The organism is Streptomyces sp. E2N166 (assembly GCF_003671715.1).
Lineage (GTDB): Bacteria > Actinomycetota > Actinomycetes > Streptomycetales > Streptomycetaceae > Streptomyces > Streptomyces thinghirensis.
This window is the reverse complement of sequence record NZ_RAIF01000012.1, coordinates 607,481-625,470: the sequence shown is the minus strand read 5'-3', so window position 1 is coordinate 625,470 and position 17,990 is coordinate 607,481. Positions and strand designations below refer to the sequence as shown.

Below are 17,990 nucleotides of genomic sequence, written 5' to 3'. Positions count from 1 at the left end.
GCGTCATGGTGGCGTCCGGGTCGGTCGGGGAGGACGGCACGGACGGGGGCGCGGACGCGGACGGGGGTGCGGGCTCGGGGCGGGCCGCCGCCGACACCGGTTCGGAGGAGGGCGTTCCGGACGTGGGTGCTCCGGACACGGGTGCTCCCGGCGAGGAGGCCCCCGAAGGCGCCACCGTCCCGCGCGCCCCGGGTGTCTCGGGCCTCCCGGGCTCCCCGGCGCCGCCGTCCAGTTCGACGTACGGCCGTATGCGCAGCGGATCGAAGTCCTCCGCCGCTGCCGCCTGTGCCGTACGCGCGTCGCGCAGGGCGTCGGACGCCCGGGACCCGCAGGCGCAGGCGGGCGTGTTGTCCGCCTCCCTGGGTGTTCCGCACTCCGGGCACGAGTGCCCTTGGGGCCGCTCCCGCGGCTCCTGCGGCGGCTCCTTCTGCTGTTCCACGCGTTCGTCCCTCCCCTCGCGACTCCCCTCGCGAACTCCAGAGATTATGCAGATCTTCTCCACACTCCCACGCGCACGCCCCCGGAATACCGGCTTCTCGCAGGACTGAACCGCCCATAACTGGTCACACCGACCGGGATGGAAGGCGAGACGTCCGTGGGAGGTCTTCATGGCGGGAGATGTACGCGCGGCGAAGGACCCGGTACCGGCTCCGGAGCGGGGTGAGCGGCAGGGCGAGGGGCAGGAGCAGGTCTCCGGCGGCGTTCTCGTCTCGATCGGGGCCCTGCTGCTGGGCATGCTGCTCGCCGCCCTCGACCAGACCATCGTGTCGACGGCGCTGCCCACCATCGTCAGCGATCTGGGCGGCCTGGAGCATCTGTCCTGGGTGGTCACGGCGTACCTGCTGGCCGCGACCGCCGCCACCCCGCTGTGGGGCAAGCTCGGCGACCAGTACGGACGCAAGAAGCTGTTCCAGACGGCGATCGTGATCTTCCTGGCCGGCTCCGCGCTGTGCGGCGTGGCGCAGAGCATGTCCGAACTGATCGCCTTCCGGGCCCTCCAGGGGCTGGGCGGCGGCGGTCTGATGGTCCTGTCGATGGCGATCGTCGGCGACCTGGTCCCGCCCCGGGAACGCGGCCGCTACCAGGGTCTGTTCGGCGCGGTCTTCGGCGCGACCAGCGTGCTGGGACCGCTGCTCGGCGGGGTCTTCACCGAGCACCTGAGCTGGCGCTGGGTCTTCTACATCAACCTGCCCGTCGGCATCGTCGCGCTCGCCGTGATCGCGGCGGTGCTGCACATTCCGCGCCGGACCACCCGGCACGTCATCGACTACCTCGGCACCCTCCTCATCGCGTCCGTCGCGACCTGCCTGGTGCTGGTGGCCTCGCTCGGCGGCACGACCTGGGCCTGGGGGTCACCGCAGATCATCGGCCTGGCGGTGCTGGGAGTCGTCCTGGCCGCCCTCTTCGTGGCCGTGGAGCGCAGGGCCGCCGAGCCCGTCCTCCCCCTCAAGCTCTTCCGGGTCCGCACCTTCACGCTCTCCGCCGTCATCAGTTTCGTCGTCGGCTTCGCGATGTTCGGCGCGATGACCTACCTGCCGACGTTCTTGCAGGTCGTGCGGGGCGTCAGCCCGACCATGTCGGGCGTGCACATGCTGCCGATGGTCTTCGGCCTGCTGCTGTCCTCGACCGTGTCCGGGCAGATCGTCAGCCGTACCGGCCGCTGGAAGGTGTTCCCCGTCGCGGGCACCGCCGTCACCACCCTCGGCCTGCTCCTGCTGCACCAGCTCGACGAGAACAGCGCTACCGCCGAGATGAGCGCCTACTTCTTCGTCTTCGGCCTGGGCCTCGGACTGGTGATGCAGGTCCTCGTCCTCATCGTGCAGAACGCGGTGGCGTACGAGGACCTGGGCGTCGCGACCTCCGGCGCGACCTTCTTCCGCTCCATCGGCGCGGCCTTCGGCGTGGCCGTCTTCGGCACGGTCTTCGCGGGCCGCCTCGGCGACAAACTCGCGGACGCCTTCCGGGGCGCCGAACTCCCGCCCGGCGTCTCGGTGGACACCCTGGAGGCCGACCCGCGCGGCATCGGCGCCCTGCCGCCCGCCCTGCGCCCCGAGGCGCTGCACGCCTACGCCTCCGCCATCACGGACGTCTTCCTCTACGCGGCCCCCGTCGCCCTCCTCGGCTTCCTGCTGGCCTGGTTCCTGAAGGAGGACCGGCTGCGCGGCTCGGTCACGGCACCGGACGGCACGCAGACCCTCGCCAGCAACCCGGTGGAGCGGTCCTCGCACGACGAGGTGTGCCGTGCGCTGACGGTGCTCGGCACCCGGGAGGGGCGCCGGGAGATCTACCGGAGGATCACCGCGCGGGCGGGCTACGACCTGCTGCCCGCGTCGAGCTGGATGCTGCTGCGGGTCAGGAGGTACGGCCGGGTCGAACCGGCCCTCCTCGCCGAGCGCAGCCCCGTCCCGCTGTCCACCGTCATGGCCGCCGCCCGCCAGGTGGAGGAACGGCACCTCGCCGCCCGCGAGGGACTCGGCCTGGTCCTCACAGACCGGGGCCGCGAGGTGGCGGAACGGCTGGCGCTGGCCCGCGAGGACTCCCTGGCCGAGCTGCTCGGTGACTGGTGGGGCCCGGACCGCCCGACCGACCTGGTGCAGCTCGTGAAGGAACTCACCGGCGAGCTGTGCGGCTCGGCGCGCGAGCGCCCGCACGACCCGCGCACGCCGGCGCGGGCGGGCTGAGCCCGGTCACGCGGCGTGCCGGAGCCGCTTCACGAACCAGTGCTCGGCGTACGGGTCCTCCTTGTACGCCTCGGTCTCCGCGTAGCCGAGCCGGGCGTACAGGGCGCGGGCCTCGACGAGGTCGCCGCGCGTGTCGAGGACCATGCGCTCGGCCCCGAGCGCCCGTGCCGCGTCCTCGGCGGCCCGCACGAGCAGCGCGGCGCCGCCCCGGCCGCGCATCCGCTCGTACAGGAACACCCGGGTCAGCTCGGCGGTGGCGTCGTCCCGCAGCCGTACGCCCGCCGTGCCCGCCGCTTCACCGCCGTGCCGCGCGACCAGCAGCAGCCCCCGGGGCGGCACGAGGTCGGCGCCGGAGTGCGCGGCGATCTCCCGCTCCAGCTCGCCGGGGTCGGTGGGCCGCCCCTCGTGCAGCAGGTAATAGCGGTCGCTGACCTCCGTGTAGTACGCGCGCCAGAGAGCGGCGGCGACAGGGGAGTCGTGAGGTTCCGGGGCGACGGTCCAGGTCATGACCGGCATTGTCGGGAGGGGCCCCGCCCCGTGCGCAAGCGCATTTTCGCACCGATGCGGCCTCCGCGCGCGCTGTGCGCCGTTTGAGAGCGGAGTCCGGGGCAACCCGAAGAGCGAACCGGCCCGTTCGGAGAGCCGGTAGGGCCGAGAACCCGGAAGGCACTCATGTCCACAGGCGTGATCATCGCTTTGATCGTGATCGTGGCGGCCGTGCTCGTCGTCGCGGCCGTACTGGCCCTGCGCGCGCGGGGCCCCCAGCACGGCGGAAGCCTGAAGCGGCGCTTCGGGCCCGAATACGACCGGGCCCTGGCCCGGCACGACGGCGACACCAAGGCCGCCGAGCGCGAACTCGCCGAGCGCGTGGAACGGCACGGGTCACTGCACCAGAGGCCGCTGGACCCGGCCGAGCGCGAGAGCTTCGAGATGCGCTGGACCGCGGCCCAGGAGCGCTTCGTCGACTCTCCGCGCGAGGCCGTCGGCGAGGCGGACCGGCTGCTCGCGGAGCTGGCCGGCGCCCGGGGCTTCCCCGACGGCGGACAGTACGAGGAGCAGCTCGCGGCGCTGTCCGTGCACCACGCCCACCACGTCGACGGCTACCGGCGCGTGCACCGCGTGACGCACGCGCGCGTGGACGGCGCGCAGGACAGCGGCGCGGGGACGGAGGAGATGCGCGAGGCCATGGTCGAGGCCCGTGCGCTGTTCGAGGACCTGGTACGCCCGGACCGTCACGACGCCGGCCGCCACCGGGCGGCAACGGGCGGCGACGGATCCGCACCCGCCCACACCCGCCCGCACCACTCCTGGTCGCTCAGCAAGCGCCAGCCGAAGGAGAGTTGAGGCACATGTCCGATGTGACCCGGCAGCCCGGCGGCATCCCCGCCGGGCGGGACAGGCAGACCCCCGACCCCCACGGCGAGACGGCCCTGGGCACCGACCGGACGGACGAGGCGTACCCGGCTCCCGGCGCTCGCGCCGACCACGCCGCAGGCACCCGCGCCGAGACCACCCCCGGCCTGGACACCACCACCCCGGCCCGGCACGAAAGCACCACCGCCCCGACCCGGCACGACAGCGCCACGTCCGCGGCCCGACGCGAGAGCACCACCCCGGCCGCCCACGGGGACACGCTCCTCCCGCACGAGGAGTGCGACAAGCTCGGGCAGCGGCTCCAGCACGCGGTGGCCGACTTCGTCGACGCGCCGCGTGCCTCGGTCGAGGAGGCCGACCGCGTCCTGGAGGAGATCACCGCCCGCTTCACGGACGCCGTGACGCACCGCCGCCGCACGCTGCGCACGTCCTGGCAGGACACCGGCGGGGACGACCGCGCGACGAGCACCGACACCGAACAACTCCGTCTGGCCCTGCGGGACTACCGTGAGCTGGCGGACCGTCTGATGCGCCTGTGAACCACGGGCGTCACCGCTCCGCCCGGCGCTCCCGCCACTGCCGTACGACCTCTTCGACGTCGTAGGGCTTCAGTCCCAGCGGGGGGCCGGGCGGCGGCTTGAACATGACGTCGCGGATCTTGACGTTGATCTCCTCGACGATACGGCGGACCACCCGCTCCGACGGGGCGTTCGCCGCCGCCTCCAGGGCGTCCTCCGCCTCCTTGCGCAGGGCCAGGGTGGGCGGCAGCACGGACAAGCCCTCGCGGGCCATCTTCCGTTTGACCCACCACAGTTCGTCGTAGGCGCCGTCCACTTCGCTCGGCAGGGGCTTGCCCGCGCCGGGCAGTTCCGCGAACTCGCCGCGCGCGTCCGCGTCACGGATCTGTTTGTCGACCCAGGACTCGAAGTCGACGCCGGGTGGCTTTCGCTCGGTCATGACCCCATTGTGCCGGACACCGCGCCACCGGCCGATCTATCATTCGGCGGCGACCGCCAACGACGGACGTCTCGAGGTCTGCGAAGGAGCGCACGTGCTCGAACTCACCATGGCCGCCGTCACCGCGGCCGACGCGGGTGCCACGGCCGGCATGCAGATGGCCGACGCGCCCAGCGAGCCCGACGCGGTGCTGCGGGTCGGCCGGGACAGGTCCGTGTGCCGGCTGTCGACGCCGGACGACTGGCTGTTCGTCTCCCGGGTCCATCTGGAGTTCCGGTGCGGTTCCGGCGGCACGTGGCAGCTGACCTGGCTGCGGGGCTCGCAGCCGGACCCCTCCTGCGAGGTCCGGCTCACCGTCGGTGGCCACGCGCAACCCCTGGCCTACGGCGGCACCGTGCCGCTGCCGAGGGGCGGCAGCGGCGAGATAGTGGTCCAGGACCGCGCTGAGCCGCGCAGCGTCAACGTGGGCTTCTACCACGAGGTGTGACGTCCCGCGCTGGTCCTCGGGCCGGTCTTCAGGCCAGCACCCGGGCCAGCGCGAACCCGTCGTACCCCTTGCCGCCGACCGTCTGGACGGCCGTACCGCTGAGCCGCGGGTGGCTGCCGATCAGCTCGATGGCGGCGCGGGTGCCGCGTACGTCGTCGGCGGTGTCGTCGGCGTCGGCCACGCGGCCGCCGCGCACCACGTTGTCGACGACGATCAGGCTGCCGGTGCTGGTGAGTCTCAGGGCCCACTCCAGGTAGTGCGGGTTGTTGCCCTTGTCGGCGTCGATGAAGACCAGGTCGAAGGGCGGCGGGTTGTCGTCGGCGAGCTTCGGCAGCGACTCCAGGGCGGGACCCACGCGTACGTCGACGAGGGTGTCGAGGCCGGCGCGGGCGATGTTGCGGGCGGCGACCTCGGCGTGCCGGGCGCTGTACTCCAGGGTGACCAGGCGGCCGTCGGCGGGCAGGGCGCGGGCCAGCCAGATGGTGCTGTAGCCGCCGAGGGTGCCGATCTCCAGGATGGTGCGGGCGCCCTGGACCTGGGCGAGGAGCTGGAGGAACTTGCCCTGGGCGGCGGTGACGTTCACCTGCGGCAGCCCGGCGGCGTCGCTCTCCCGCAGGGCGGCGTCCAGGGCCTCGTCGCCGGGTGCGAGGTGGGTGGTGAAGTAGGCGTCGACGTCGTCCCAGAGCTGCGAGTCGCTCATGCCGGGGCCTCCCGTGTGCGTCGTTAGCTTTTCTAAATAGGTGCGCTAACGAAGATAGCCGGGCGGCCGGCCGGGACAGGGCGTTTTCAGCCGACGGCGCGGCGGAACAGTTGGCGGGGGCCGCCTTCCGGGCCCGGCGCGACGGTTTCGGCGGGGGTGAAGCCGAGACGCTCGTAGAAGACACGTGCGCCGCTCGCCGAAGCGCCGGGATGGCCGGCGCCGAAGGTGACCACCTCGATGTCGGCCGGCCCCCGCACCCACCTGCGCGTCGCGTCCCGCATCAGTTCCCGGCCGACGCCGCTCGCCCGGGCCTGCCGCGACACGACGAGCCAGTGCACGTGGTAGACCGGCGCCTCCGCGCCGAACAGGAGTCCGCCGCGGGGGCCACCGAGGGGTTCCTGCTCCGGGGTGGCGACCAGCGCCGTGGACCGGCGTATGTGTTCGCGCACCGCGTCATGGAATCCGGCGTCCTCGACCATCGGGCCGAACCAGTGCTCGACCTGGGCCGCGAGCCCGAGGAAGCCGGGAAAGTCACGCTCTTCCGCGAGTCTGACGATCATCCGGGCAGTCTGACAGAGCGGAAACGCGGAAGCACGGAATCGCGGAACGCGGGAAACGAGGGCGACCGGGGGAGGGCGGCCGCTCTGCCTGTCGGCCCGCTCGCCCCGCCCCCGGACCGGCGTCTAACGCCCGTCGACCGCCGGCGCCGAGCCCGGCAGTGGGCGTCCGGCGGACTCCGACATGAACCACACCGCGACGCCGCCGATCACGGCCGCGGCCATCATGTAGTACGCGGGCATCATCATGTCGCCCGTCGCCCCGATCAGCGCCGTCACCACCAGCGGCGTCGTCCCGCCGAACAGGGACACGGACACGTTGAAGCCGATCGACAGCGAGCCGTACCGCACCCGCGTCGGGAACAGCGCCGGCAGCGCGGACGGCATCGACGCGGTGAAGCAGACCAGCAGCAGTCCGAGCGCGGCCATGCCCAGCCCCACCGCCAGCAGGCTGCCCTCGCGGATCAGCAGCAGCGCGGGGACGGAGAGGAGCAGGAAGCCCGCGCAGCCCGCCGCGATCACCGGCCGCCGCCCGATCCGGTCGGTCAGCGCGCCGGCGAACGGCTGGACGACCATCATCAGCGCCATCACGGCCAGCACCACGAGCAGGCCGTGCGTCTCGTCGTACTTCAGCTCGCTCGTCAGGTAGCTCGGCATGTACGACAGCAGCATGTAGTCGGTGACGTTGAAGACCAGCACCAGGCCGACGCAGAGCAGCAGCGCCCGCCACTGGCCGGTGATCATGTCCCGCAGCGGTACCTTCGGCCGCGTGGCCTCCGCCTTGTCGAGTTCGGCCGCGAACGCCGGTGTCTCCTCCAGCCGCATCCGCAGATACAGCCCGATGAGGCCCATCGGCCCGGCGATCAGGAACGGGATCCGCCAGCCCCAGGACGTCAGGTCGCCGTCGGACAGCAGCGCCGTCATCAGGGTCACCAGACCCGCACCGCCGATGTACCCGGCCAGCGTGCCGAACTCCAGCCAGCTCCCCAGGAACCCGCGCCGCTTGTCCGGCGCGTACTCGGCGATGAAGGTGGACGCGCCCGCGTACTCACCGCCGGTGGAGAAGCCCTGCACCAGCCGCGCGAGAAGCAGCAGCACCGGCGCCCAGACACCGATCGTCGCGTACGAGGGGATGAGCCCGATGGCGAACGTACCCGCCGCCATCATGATCATCGTGAGGGCGAGGACCTTCTGCCGCCCGACCCGGTCGCCGAGCGGCCCGAAGACCATCCCGCCGAGCGGGCGAACCAGGAACGCCGCCGCGAAGGCGCCGAACGTGGAGAGCAGCTGGGCGGTCGGGTTGCCGGACGGGAAGAAGACCTTGCCCAGCGTCACGGCGATGTAGCTGTAGACGCCGAAGTCGAACCACTCCATCGCGTTGCCGAGCGCCGCCGCCTTCACGGCACGCCTGACGAGCGCGGGGTCGGTGACGGTGGGTGCGCCGGCGGCGCGTGACTGGGGTGCGCGGGGCGTGCGGGACGGGTGAGCGGCGACGGGGGCAGCCGACAAAGCTTCGCTCGCCTACCTTTCGACGGGGACGGGGACGCCACGACCCGCACGGCGGCGCTGTCGCCGGGCCGGAAAGAAGTCCGCGGCACTCGGCCACGGGCAGAAAAGCGACCATAGGCGCTGATGCGCCGCTTACGCCCGGTATGCTTTTCGTTGCACAGTGCACGGAAAGGGTGTGCACGCAGGGAAATCCGCACGCCGCGGAGCGCGCTCCTCCCTCGTGACCTGTGATCCTTCTCGCTCCCGCGGGAGGCGTCGACACCGCTCCCGCACTATCGTCGTCTCGAACAAACGGCCGGGCGGTCGGGAAAAGGCGCGGCGAAGAGCGGGCGGCGGTCAGGTTGAACGGGGGTTGCCTGCGTCTCCCCCCGGGGGTGGTGCGAGCCTCATAGGGTTCGCAAGGACAACACACCGCGTACACGGGCGCGGTACGAACGGGGCGGGAGGCCGACGAGGCGTGGCGAATGCGGAGCACAGTGGGCGACCGGCGGAGGCTTTCGGAGGCCCGGCCGTCGATGCGACCAGAGCACGGCTGCGGATCGCGCGCCTCGGCCTGTGGCTGGTCGCCGCCGTCCTCGCCGTACGGCAGCTGGCCACGGTCCTCTCCACCCCGAGCGGGGAACGCCTGACGGACCTGGAGACCTGGGTCGGCGAGCACGGTGTCCTGCACGTGGAGGGGTCCCTCTACGAGTCCACGCAGTTCACCGGCACGCCCTTCGTCGGCCTGGTCCTCAAACCGTTCACCCGCGCCGCCGAACAGGCCCTCGGCTGGGGCTGGACCTTCGGCTCGCTGCTGCTCGTCGTGGCCCTCGGCCTGGTCGCCGCCCGCGCCCTGCCGAAGCCGGTGGGCCGCCGTACGGCACTGCTGGCGGCGCCCATGGCCGTCAGCCTGCTGATGGTGTCGCTGCCGGTGCGCAACGCGCTGTGGCTCGGCCAGACCAGCATCATCCCGGTCCTCCTCGTCCTGCTGGGCTGCTTCGCCGTGCGCGGCGAACACGGCGACCGGATCGGCGGCGCGCTGATCGGCGTCGCCGCCGCCTTCCAGCCGACCGTCCTCCTCTTCGTCCCCCTGCTGTGGTTCACCGACCGCGGACGCGCGGCCGTGTCCACCGGCGTCACGTTCCTCGCCTGCACCGCCGTCGCCTGGGCGGCCATGGCGCAGGACTCCTACACCTACTGGGTCCACCACATGGCCGGTGTGGGCCTGGGCGGCGAGGCCGACGACCTCGCCAACCAGTCGCTGCACGGCGTCCTGCTGCGACTCGGCCTCTCCGGGCCCCTGGAGATCGCCCTCTTCCTCCTGCTCGGCGCGGCCGTCGCCGTCCTCGCCCTGCGCCGGGCCGTGCGCTACGCACGCGACGGTCAGCTGCTGCTCGCGGTCGCCATCACCGGCTGCGCGGCGGTCGTGGTGTCGCCCGCGACCTGGCAGCACCAGCTGCTGTGGGTGCTGCCCGCGCTCGTCGGCCGGGTCGGCAAGCGCGCCTCCGACCGGCCGGTGTGGCCGGTCGCCGTCGTCCTGGTGATGACGCTGCCCGCGAAGATGATCCTGCCGAACATGGCGGCCCTGTACCCCCTGCGCGACAACGTCGTACTCCTCGCGGCGCTGGCCGCCGCCGTCGCCGTGCCGTTCCTGTCCCGTACCTCGCCGTACTTCGACACGCCGGTCCCGACGAGCTACGCGCCCCCGGTCCCGACCCGCTTCAAGCACGTCCCCCTGCTGCCGTTCCTGCGCCGGGTACTCACCCGCCCCAATCTCCTCCTGGAACTCCTGCTCATCCGGGTCACCTACGCCGCCTACTCCCAGGTCCGCCTCGCGGCGACCGGCGGCAGCAACTCGGCGGGCCGCGCCCGCGCGGAGGAGCACGGCTGGCAGATCCTCGACATCGAACGCTTCCTGCGCATCGACATCGAGCACGCGATCAACCACGCGGTGGTGAAGATCGGCTGGCTGCGGGACTTCTTCGACTTCTACTACACGTCGTTCCACTTCATCGTCCCGCTGGCCGTCCTCGGCGTCCTGTACTGGCGCCGCCCGGTCGACTACCGCTGGGCCCGCGCGTCCCTGGGCTTCGCCACGCTGCTGGCCCTGGTCGGTTTCTGGCTCTACCCGCTGGCGCCGCCGCGCCTGATGCCGGGGTACGGGATCATCGACACGGTCCACGGGGTGCAGGACTTCTCGAAGCCCGACTACGGCACGCTGACGGCCCTCACCAACCAGTACGCGGCGATGCCGTCGCTGCACTTCGGCTGGTCGCTGTGGTGCGGGCTGGCGATCGCGATCGTCGCTCCGAAGATGTGGATGAAGGCTCTCGGCCTCCTCCACCCCCTCTTCACCGTCGCGGCGATCGTGGCGACCGGCAACCACTGGATCCTGGACGCGGTGGGCGGCGCGGCCGTGGTCGCGGCGGGCTTCGGTCTGGCGTACCTGTTCCAGGGGCCGAGGGCGCGGATGGGCACCGCGACCGCGGCCAAGGACGCCACCTTGGCCAAGGACACCCCGGCCAAGGAGACCACCCCGGTCACGAATGCCGTCCCCGCCCCGTCCCCGCCGCCGGCCGAGGACAACGCCCCGCCCGCCGAGGGGATCAGCAGCGCCCCGCCGGCCCCGGCGAAGGACCGTACCGGCCGCTGATCCGGTACTCGCCCGGCGCATCGACGGTCAGGCGGGTGAACTCGCCGTCCCGGGAGAGGCACCCGCCGTCGGCCCGCAGCCACGGCGACCAGGCGACCCGCACGGTCACCGGGCCGGGCCGGTCCACGCGGAGCACCAGGTCGGCGCTGGTGGTCGTCACGACGGTGCCGGGCTCGGAGACGAGCGGTACGGCGTCCCGCACCCGGTACACCTGCCAGTGCTCGTCCTCCCAGACGGGCTCCAGCCACTCGGGCCGCAGGCCGTCGTCCCGCACGAGCCGTGCCTCCTCCCTGGCGGGCCCGTCCGGCTTGCCGAGCGGCAGGACGACGAAGCCGACCGCCCAGCGGTCCAGCCAGTCCCGGTACGTGGCCGCGGAGAAGGTGCCGTCGTAGAAGAGGCGGGCGCGTTCCACATCGAGCTGCCGGTTCCAGCCACGGGCCAGGTTGACGTGCGGCGCGAGCCCGGCCGCCTCGCGGTGGTCGCGGGCCGGCACGACCTCAACCCGCGTGCGGTCGGCCCCGAGCCCGTCCAGTGCCCGCACGACGCCGTCCGTCTCGGTGGCCCAGGTGGGCACCACGGTGTACTCCTTCAGGTCGTCGGCGGTCTTCTTCCCCGTCCATCCGACGGAGAAGACGAGGGCGACGATCAGCAGATCACGAGCGAGCCGCCGTGTCCGGTCCGTGCTGAGCAGGGCCGCGAGCAGCACGGGGGGTGCGAAGTACTCGGCGAACCGCTCGACGTTCGTGCCGACGGCGGAGGCTATGAGGTACGTCAGTACGGTGCCGGCCGCGTACACGGCCCCGCTCCACCGGGCGACCCGCCAGGTACGCGGGGCCAGCGCGGTGACGGCGAGGGCGAGCACGACCGGCGGCCATATTCGGGCCGCCGGCATCGGCTGCTCCCCGGTGAAGGGGAACAGCAGCGTGGTCAGCCCGACGACCGCGGCGGGCGGCACGAGGAGGACCAGGGCGCGCCCCCAGTCCCGTACGAGCAGGTACCCGGCCCCCACGACCGCCAGGTACAACCCGGCCACCGGTGACGCCATGGTGGCCAGGGCCGCGTTCCCGGCGGCGAGGACGAGCCGCCGCTCCCGGACCAGCACCACGCAGGCGGCCAGCCCGAAGGCGACGCCGAGCGCGAAGGTCGTACGGCCCGAGGCGACGTTGCACCACAGGGCGAGGGAGGCGAGCAGGGCGGGCCACAGCGGTCTGCGCACCCCGGCCCGCACGATCAGCACCGCCGCCAGCCACGAGGCGGCCAGCCCGGACACCGCGGTGACCGCGCGCACGCCGAGCCCGGCCATCAGGTACGGCGAGATCACGCTGTAGTTGGCGGTGTGCACCCCGCCGTACCAGAACAGCCCGTACGCCGATGCGCCGTGCCGCGAGACGAAGTCGGCCCACGCCTGCTGCGCGGCCAGGTCGCCCCCGCCGGTGGCGAGAAAGACCCACCACACCGCGTACAGCGGGATGGTGGGCAGCGTGGCGAGCAGGGGCACGCGATGCCGGCGCCCGAAGGCACGCAGGACATCGCCCGGGCGTTTCTCCCGACGCCGTTCGGGGCGGGGGACGGTCGTCAGTGCGGCAGGGACCACGGTCGGGGTTTCCGTTCGGCGTCATCGGGGTGCACGGCGGGGGCACGTGCGAAGACGATAATTCGAACAGAAACGTTGACCGGGTCCCGGCCGGATCATTCCACCAGTGCCTGTCGTCAGGCGGAGCCGGAACCAGCGCCCTTGCCGGGAGTCCAGTCCCAGTCGGCGATCTTCTCCGCCAGCTCCGCCAGCCGGCCGTCGCCGGGCTTGACGTCGATGTAGAACAGCGCTTCGTCCGGGTGCTTGTCGTCGCCGCCCCAGCGAACCACGCCCTCGCACTCGGCGAGGATGTCCCGGACCACCGCCAACTGCTGCGGGAAGTAGCCGCCTCGCACTCCGGACGGGTAGGAGCCGGGCCGGACCTGCACCGCCGTGCCGGACGCCTGGTTCGACTCGGCCATGCCCTTGCGCACCTTCGAGGGGTGGCGCCAGCCGGTCACGTCGTCCCGGCGCAGCTCGTCGATCTCGTAGTGGAAGCGGCGGATCACGTGGACCAGCACGGTTTCGACGTCGCCCATGCGGACCTGGACGCCGTCGACCGGAATGCCCGGTACGGGTCTGGTGTAGATGTGCCCGTGATCGTCCGCGGTCTTCTCCATCTCCCATCCGTTGCGCGAGGGGACGCCGCTCAGGACGCGCTTGTCGCGCTCCCGCGCCTTGCGCACCGACTCGCGGAGCTTCTCGGGCTCCGGGCCCTCGGGCCGCGCCAGGGCGGGAGAGGAGAGCAGTTGAGTGCCGACAACGGTGCCCGCGGCCAGGAAGGCGGCACGGCGCAGTACGAGTCGGCGGGACAGAGGGGTGGTCACGTGTGGGTGCCCTTCTTGTGGTGTGCGATGACGAGCCAGGTCAGGACGAGAGCGCAGATTCCGAGCAGTGCGGTCGCCGGGTTGAGGTAGGACGGGATGACCGCCTCGACCACCCGTCCGTCACTGGTCCGGCAGCCGAAGTGCAGTGGTACGAAGGTCGGTTCGTAGCCGGTGATCCTGCCTTCGACGACCTGCTCGCAGGCCCGGGACTGGGCGTGGTCGTCGAGGAGGAACAGGTGGAGCAGCCCCCAGGTGTACATCCCGACCGTCGCGTCCCAGGCCAGCACGGTCGCCGGACCGAGGAGCGCCGTGCCGTTCCGCCGGGCGCGGACCAGGCCGGTGATCACACGGACCGTGAGCCACACCACGGTGACGAGACCGGCCAGGATCAGCAGGAGCAGGAGGGCACCATCGTGCTCGGCGTAGGGCTCGTCGCCTGACATGTGCCGTACTCCTGTCAGAGGTTGCGGGAGATGGAGTTGTACTTCTCCATCACGTAGTAGAGCCCCATTCTCTTCTTGGCTTCCTCGTACGCGACGTCACCCGGGCCCTGGTACCGGCGCAGGACCTCGTAGATCTCCTGGTCCGTGTAGCCCAGGGTGGGCTGGCGCAGGGCCGGTGAGTCGTCGTCACCGCCCGGCTTGCCGTCGATGTCCCAGCGGTGGATCAGGGCGACGCTGGTGAGGGCGTACGTCTCGCTGTCGTACGCCTGCTTCCACGCGTTGTACTTGTCCTCGTCGACGGACAGGTCCCGGCGCGGCTGGCCCGACCCGTAGCCCTTGTCGAGCGCGTGGTTCCACGCCCCGATCAGGGTGACCGCCCGCTGCTTGGCGATGCCCGTGGAGGTGTCCCTGATGTACTGCCTGGTCGTGACGAAGGCCGAGATGACCGCTGCCCAGGCCGCCTCGTCGGCCGGGTCGATGTGCCGCATCTCCCAGTAGGCGGTGGTCTGGATGAGCGCCTTGCGCATGTTGTGCCGGTGGGACAGCTCGGTGATCAGGTCGTCGTGGGCGGTGACGGTCCGCTCGAAGCACTTCCAGTGCTGGTAGGACCGCGTCCCGCCGTCGAGGGGGAAGCCGAGCGACTCCATGTACTTGCCGACGTCGGTCTCCATGGCGGCGGTGACGTCGGGGCTGAGGCGGGTGTCGGGCTTGACACCGCGGGGCGCGTTGAAGGACCCCTGCCCGGAGTCCCGCCCGGAGGCGATGTTGACGTCGATGTTGATCGCTCCGCTGCCGGAGCCGACGGTCTTGGTGACGATCTGGTCGTAGGCCCAGTTCGCGGGCAGCGGGTAACCGAAGTTCCCGGAGAACCCGGAGGACATGTCGGACACGAACGACGCCGAGGCGTGGCCGGCGTCGGAGACGCGGGTGCACACGTTGCGCGGCCCGTAGACGCCGACCGTGTACCGGTTGCCGTCGTCGCGCATCGCGTCCTCGATGCCCTTGAAGTGCGGCAGGATGCTGTCGGTGACCTCGTAGTCGTAGGCGTCGAAGTCGACGGCGAAGAAGATCCTGGTCCCCGATTTGAACCCGTGGTCGAGGGCCGCGTTGATCGCGGCCTGGCCCGCGGCGCGCCCCAGGGGGTAGCTGAAGTCGGCCGCGCCCCGGCCGAAGGTCTGGTAGATGGGGAAGCAGCGCATGCCCTGGTCGGCGATGGTCTGCAGCTCCCCGGACTGGATCTCCTTCTCGGGCAGCTTGCCGCCACCGGGGATCGGATTGGTGAGGTAGCGCCCGATGATGCTGATCCCCTCCGCCTTGAGGGCCTTGGCCCGGTCGGGGGTGATCCTGGTGACGCCGTCGCAGGCGGTGCCCTTGCGCTCCTGGTCGCCGTAGGAGACCAGCAGCGAGGCCCAGGTGGAGAAGTCGCCCTTCCCCGTCACGGGGAGCTTGGCGAACGACTGGAAGGAGCGGACCGCGTCGGCCAGGGCGGAGGTGAAGGTGCCGCCGAACGACACGGACCGCTGGTTGAGCAGCATCCCGGCGGTGAACAGCTGCACCCAGGTGCCGGACGACCCCACCGACAGCGTGTGCGCCTTGATGCCGGACTTCGTGCCGGGTCCGAAGTTGCCGTTGGCGACGCCGTCGGCCATGCCGATCGTGTACTGGACCGCGTAGAGCATCGCCGTGGCGACGGTCCGGGAGTGGTGGCCGTCGCACGGGACGATGTAGAAGTCGCGGCGGTTGACGAACTCGCCGTTCATCCACTGCTGGACGGCCCTGATCTGCTCGGAGCCGCCGTTGACGGTGACGTACGGGTCCATGTTCAGCAGGCCCTTGAAGACCTTCGGGACCACGTCGCTGCCGGGGTAGGCGAAGTCGACGCCCATGTCCGACTTCAGCGAGAGCACCGAGTCCTTGACCCGGTCGCTGTACGTACCGTCGATCCCGCCGCCGTCGTACCCCTTGCAGTACAACCCCGCCTGGACGATGCGGACGATGTTCCCGGGGGCGCCCGAGGCGTGGATGCTCGGATACTTCGACTGGAGCGTGGAGAGTGTCCCGGGGCCGAAGTTGTTCGACAGGCCGGATATGCCGAGTTCGTACTGGAGGGCCCGGGTGAGGGCGTACATGACGGTCCAGCTGGTCTGGCCGTTCTCGTCGAGCTTCGATATGCCCAGCTTGGCGCCGTTGTCATAGGTGGTGTTGATGAACTGCTGCGCCGCGCGCACCATTTCGTCAGCCATGGGCCGGCTTCCTCTCGGTCGGAGGGCGGCCGCCACCGATCCCGAGGCCGCGCTCGACCGGGCGCCGGTCGGGCAGGGGTGATGACTGCCCGCCGCGGTCGTGTGTCAGGGGATTGGCCTGATCCAAGTGCCTGAGGCCCGCACACTTTAGACACACAGACACCACACGTTGCAAAGATCAGCGCATGGTTGGCGCAAAAACGCTGGTCACGGGCTGAGCGGCAGCGTCGGCGGCGCCGGCGGCGCGATCATCGCGTCCCGGCGGAGGCCCAGCCGACGAAGGCCGCGAAGGCGGCGGGGGCGAGGGCGAGGACCGGTCCCGCAGGGGTCTTGGAGTGAACAGCCTGCGACGTTCTCCGGCTTGGCGGTCGGGTGCCCGCTGCCGTACCTCTCCGTGCAGAGGAACCAGACCGGTTGCCGGCTGCGCGTCACCAGGTCGACCAGCCGCGACAGCGACCCGCCCGTCCCCATGGCCGCGTCGACACGCTCGCCGAACTCCGGCGTCGGCAGCTTCCGCGCCGTCACGATCTGCTGTTGCCGCGGCAGGCCGGAGGGGGGCGGGGTCCGGGTGGAGGTGGCGGACGGCAGTCCACGACCATCGGTCCTGGCCGGCGAGGTGCCTGACGACGACGCCGAAGGCGGGCGAGAGCTGGTGCTGCTGGACGCGGTGGTGGGCAAGTGGGGCGTGGGGCCCGGGGACGGCAAGACGGTGTGGTTCGAGTGCGAGGACGCCGCCGAGCGGCCCGGAGGGGCATCCCCCGCCCCGGAAGCGGGGGATGCCCGGTGATCACACCGCCGCGGTGCGACCGGTGATCGGGCAGGCGCCGGCCGTCGCCGTCGCCGTCGCCGTCGTGCCGAAGGCGGCGGTCTTGGCGGTGGGCGCCGTACCGCCGATCTGCTGGAGGATCTCGTCGGAGAGCAGGTCCTCCTTGCCCTTGAGGGCGTCGGCGACCTTGAGATCGGTGTTGAAGACCATCTCGGCGGCGACGTTGTCCTGGACGATGCGGGCGAGGTTGTCCAGGGCCACGAAGATCGGGTCCGAGGGGGTCTCCACGGTCGGCAGGTCGATCAGGTGGGTGTCGACCTTCGCCTGGTTCATGGTGCGGCGGATGATGATGGACGCCTGGTTCAGCTCGGCCGTGGTCCAGATCGACAGCACGGTGACGTAGAGGTCGCTCCACGCCTTCTCGCCGATCAGTGTGCGCCAGCGCTTCATGAGTCCTTCGATGCCGGTGATCTGCGCGGTGGCGGCGAAGGTCATGTTGACGCGGATGGACGGGTAGACGGTGGCGGCGAAACGGTTGAACGACACCATGTCGAACGACTGAGCCGTGACGGAGGCGTCGATGAACTTGACGGCCTCGCTCAGGATCTTGTCGCAGGAATTCTCCAGGTCCAGGGGGAGATTCGCGGTGCCGAGCTTCGTGTGCGCCGTCTGGAGCGTGGTCTTGAAGGCGTTCAGCGGGGTGATCCAGCCCTTGTCGCCCGGTGCCTTGGTGACGACCATGTCCAGGTCGTGCGGGTCGATGCGGTCCGCGTTGGGGATGTTGGGGACCTGGTCGCTGAGGTAGGCGGCGAGTACCGAGAAGAGGCCCAGGGGAACGTGGGCGATCGACTTGGCCAGTTCGAAGTACTCCGGGACCGGGTCGACGGTCTCGACCTGCTTGCCGCCGTTGATGAGGGTGAAGCGTCCGCCGACGGCGTTGTTCGAGACGACGACGACCGGACTGAGTTGCGTCGTCAGTTCACTCTTGAGGGTCGCGTAGTTCGCGCGCATTCTGGTGTTGACCGCGCGTATCGCGTCGCGTGCCGCCTTCTCGTCGGTCGCGGTGATCCCCGCGGTCGCCGCCGAGGCGGTGGAGGCCGACTGGCCGGTGAAGAGAGTCGCCGCCCCGACGGCCGACGCGGTACCCAGAAAACCTCTACGTGTTGCCATGCCCCGTTGTCTGCTTTCTTTGGTGAGCGGAAGTGCCTTTTGGCGATGTGGGGGGAACAGCGTGGGGGGAA

General features: G+C 71.4%; 15 protein-coding genes and 3 pseudogenes. 6 read left to right on the top strand and 12 right to left on the bottom strand.

The features are described from left to right. Positions 1 to 439 (bottom strand): annotated as a pseudogene (locus tag EBH09_RS38795) (hypothetical protein); the annotation flags it as partial. A 169-nt stretch (positions 440 to 608) separates the two neighbouring features. On the opposite strand from EBH09_RS38795, the gene EBH09_RS10590 reads away from it, so the two are divergent. Further along, on the top strand, positions 609 to 2,681 hold the full coding sequence (locus EBH09_RS10590; RefSeq protein WP_121746745.1) for an MFS transporter: 2,073 nt from the start codon (positions 609 to 611) through the stop codon (positions 2,679 to 2,681). Between the two features lie 6 nt (positions 2,682 to 2,687). Here EBH09_RS10590 and EBH09_RS10585 read toward each other — a convergent pair whose 3' ends face one another. Beyond that, a complete protein-coding gene (locus EBH09_RS10585) occupies positions 2,688 to 3,188 on the bottom strand; it encodes a GNAT family N-acetyltransferase (RefSeq protein WP_121746744.1) in 501 nt (166 codons plus the stop codon). Positions 3,189 to 3,353: 165 nt separating this feature from the next. Between EBH09_RS10585 and EBH09_RS10580 the strand changes: the two genes are divergently transcribed. Both EBH09_RS10580 and EBH09_RS38790 read left to right on the top strand, forming a co-directional pair. Then, positions 3,354 to 4,025 carry a hypothetical protein gene (locus EBH09_RS10580; protein ID WP_121746743.1) on the top strand — a complete coding sequence of 224 codons (672 nt, stop codon included), beginning with the start codon at positions 3,354 to 3,356 and terminating at the stop codon, positions 4,023 to 4,025. A gap of 5 nt (positions 4,026 to 4,030) precedes the next feature. After that, on the top strand, positions 4,031 to 4,594 hold the full coding sequence (locus tag EBH09_RS38790; RefSeq protein WP_238697265.1) for a hypothetical protein: 564 nt from the start codon (positions 4,031 to 4,033) through the stop codon (positions 4,592 to 4,594). Between the two features lie 10 nt (positions 4,595 to 4,604). Here EBH09_RS38790 and EBH09_RS10570 read toward each other — a convergent pair whose 3' ends face one another. Beyond that, positions 4,605 to 5,012 (bottom strand): DUF1992 domain-containing protein, encoded by a 408-nt coding sequence (locus tag EBH09_RS10570; protein ID WP_121746742.1) that lies wholly within the window; start codon positions 5,010 to 5,012, stop codon positions 4,605 to 4,607. A gap of 94 nt (positions 5,013 to 5,106) precedes the next feature. Here EBH09_RS10570 and EBH09_RS10565 point away from each other — a divergent pair, with 94 nt between their 5' ends. Continuing rightward, positions 5,107 to 5,499 carry a hypothetical protein gene (locus tag EBH09_RS10565; protein WP_193776225.1) on the top strand — a complete coding sequence of 131 codons (393 nt, stop codon included), beginning with the start codon at positions 5,107 to 5,109 and terminating at the stop codon, positions 5,497 to 5,499. A gap of 28 nt (positions 5,500 to 5,527) precedes the next feature. Here EBH09_RS10565 and EBH09_RS10560 read toward each other — a convergent pair whose 3' ends face one another. From EBH09_RS10560 to proP, 3 genes are all read right to left on the bottom strand, one after another. Continuing rightward, positions 5,528 to 6,199, bottom strand: a complete 672-nt coding sequence (locus EBH09_RS10560; protein ID WP_121746740.1) for an O-methyltransferase — start codon at positions 6,197 to 6,199, stop codon at positions 5,528 to 5,530. 86 nt (positions 6,200 to 6,285) lie between these two features. Next, positions 6,286 to 6,759 carry a GNAT family N-acetyltransferase gene (locus tag EBH09_RS10555; RefSeq protein ID WP_193776224.1) on the bottom strand — a complete coding sequence of 158 codons (474 nt, stop codon included), beginning with the start codon at positions 6,757 to 6,759 and terminating at the stop codon, positions 6,286 to 6,288. Between the two features lie 123 nt (positions 6,760 to 6,882). Beyond that, positions 6,883 to 8,265, bottom strand: a complete 1,383-nt coding sequence (proP, locus tag EBH09_RS10550; RefSeq protein ID WP_121746739.1) for a glycine betaine/L-proline transporter ProP — start codon at positions 8,263 to 8,265, stop codon at positions 6,883 to 6,885. Between the two features lie 457 nt (positions 8,266 to 8,722). Here proP and EBH09_RS10545 point away from each other — a divergent pair, with 457 nt between their 5' ends. Continuing rightward, on the top strand, positions 8,723 to 10,897 hold the full coding sequence (locus EBH09_RS10545; protein ID WP_193776223.1) for a bifunctional glycosyltransferase 87/phosphatase PAP2 family protein: 2,175 nt from the start codon (positions 8,723 to 8,725) through the stop codon (positions 10,895 to 10,897). On the opposite strand, the gene EBH09_RS10540 is transcribed toward EBH09_RS10545, so the two are convergent. The 5 genes and pseudogenes from EBH09_RS10540 to EBH09_RS38780 all read right to left on the bottom strand — a co-directional run. Beyond that, complete coding sequence (locus EBH09_RS10540) at positions 10,851 to 12,491, bottom strand: DUF2029 domain-containing protein (protein WP_121746738.1); 1,641 nt, start codon at positions 12,489 to 12,491, stop codon at positions 10,851 to 10,853. The genes EBH09_RS10545 and EBH09_RS10540 overlap by 47 nt on opposite strands. A 116-nt stretch (positions 12,492 to 12,607) precedes the next feature. Beyond that, entirely contained in the window at positions 12,608 to 13,297 is a 690-nt protein-coding gene (locus tag EBH09_RS10535) for a hypothetical protein (RefSeq protein ID WP_121746737.1), read from the bottom strand. Then, positions 13,294 to 13,740, bottom strand: coding sequence for a hypothetical protein (locus EBH09_RS10530; protein WP_121746736.1), 447 nt, complete (start codon positions 13,738 to 13,740; stop codon positions 13,294 to 13,296). The genes EBH09_RS10535 and EBH09_RS10530 overlap by 4 nt, the downstream gene beginning before the upstream one ends. Before the next feature lie 14 nt (positions 13,741 to 13,754). Continuing rightward, positions 13,755 to 15,983: a glycoside hydrolase domain-containing protein gene (locus tag EBH09_RS10525; RefSeq protein WP_121746735.1), complete on the bottom strand. Its 2,229-nt coding sequence runs from the start codon at positions 15,981 to 15,983 to the stop codon at positions 13,755 to 13,757. A 402-nt stretch (positions 15,984 to 16,385) separates the two neighbouring features. Beyond that, a pseudogene (locus EBH09_RS38780) lies at positions 16,386 to 16,514 on the bottom strand (XRE family transcriptional regulator); the annotation flags it as partial. 16 nt (positions 16,515 to 16,530) lie between these two features. On the opposite strand from EBH09_RS38780, the pseudogene EBH09_RS38775 reads away from it, so the two are divergent. Beyond that, positions 16,531 to 16,770, top strand: a pseudogene (locus tag EBH09_RS38775) (ATP-binding protein); the annotation flags it as partial. Here EBH09_RS38775 and EBH09_RS10505 read toward each other — a convergent pair. Further along, positions 16,771 to 17,919 (bottom strand): hypothetical protein, encoded by a 1,149-nt coding sequence (locus tag EBH09_RS10505; RefSeq protein WP_238697264.1) that lies wholly within the window; start codon positions 17,917 to 17,919, stop codon positions 16,771 to 16,773. Positions 17,920 to 17,990: the final 71 nt, after the last annotated feature.

Excerpts from the sequence above, each read along its gene's own strand:
- EBH09_RS10590 (WP_121746745.1), top strand. The coding sequence starts at position 609 with ATGGCGGGAGATGTACGCGCGGCGAAGGACCCGGTACCGGCTCCGGAG.
- EBH09_RS10585 (WP_121746744.1), bottom strand. The coding sequence starts at position 3,188 with ATGACCTGGACCGTCGCCCCGGAACCTCACGACTCCCCTGTCGCCGCC.
- EBH09_RS10580 (WP_121746743.1), top strand. The coding sequence starts at position 3,354 with ATGTCCACAGGCGTGATCATCGCTTTGATCGTGATCGTGGCGGCCGTG.
- EBH09_RS38790 (WP_238697265.1), top strand. The coding sequence starts at position 4,031 with ATGTCCGATGTGACCCGGCAGCCCGGCGGCATCCCCGCCGGGCGGGAC.
- EBH09_RS10570 (WP_121746742.1), bottom strand. The coding sequence starts at position 5,012 with ATGACCGAGCGAAAGCCACCCGGCGTCGACTTCGAGTCCTGGGTCGAC.
- EBH09_RS10560 (WP_121746740.1), bottom strand. The coding sequence starts at position 6,199 with ATGAGCGACTCGCAGCTCTGGGACGACGTCGACGCCTACTTCACCACC.
- EBH09_RS10555 (WP_193776224.1), bottom strand. The coding sequence starts at position 6,759 with ATGATCGTCAGACTCGCGGAAGAGCGTGACTTTCCCGGCTTCCTCGGG.
- EBH09_RS10530 (WP_121746736.1), bottom strand. The coding sequence starts at position 13,740 with ATGTCAGGCGACGAGCCCTACGCCGAGCACGATGGTGCCCTCCTGCTC.
- EBH09_RS10525 (WP_121746735.1), bottom strand. The coding sequence starts at position 15,983 with ATGGCTGACGAAATGGTGCGCGCGGCGCAGCAGTTCATCAACACCACC.
- EBH09_RS10505 (WP_238697264.1), bottom strand. The coding sequence starts at position 17,919 with ATGGCAACACGTAGAGGTTTTCTGGGTACCGCGTCGGCCGTCGGGGCG.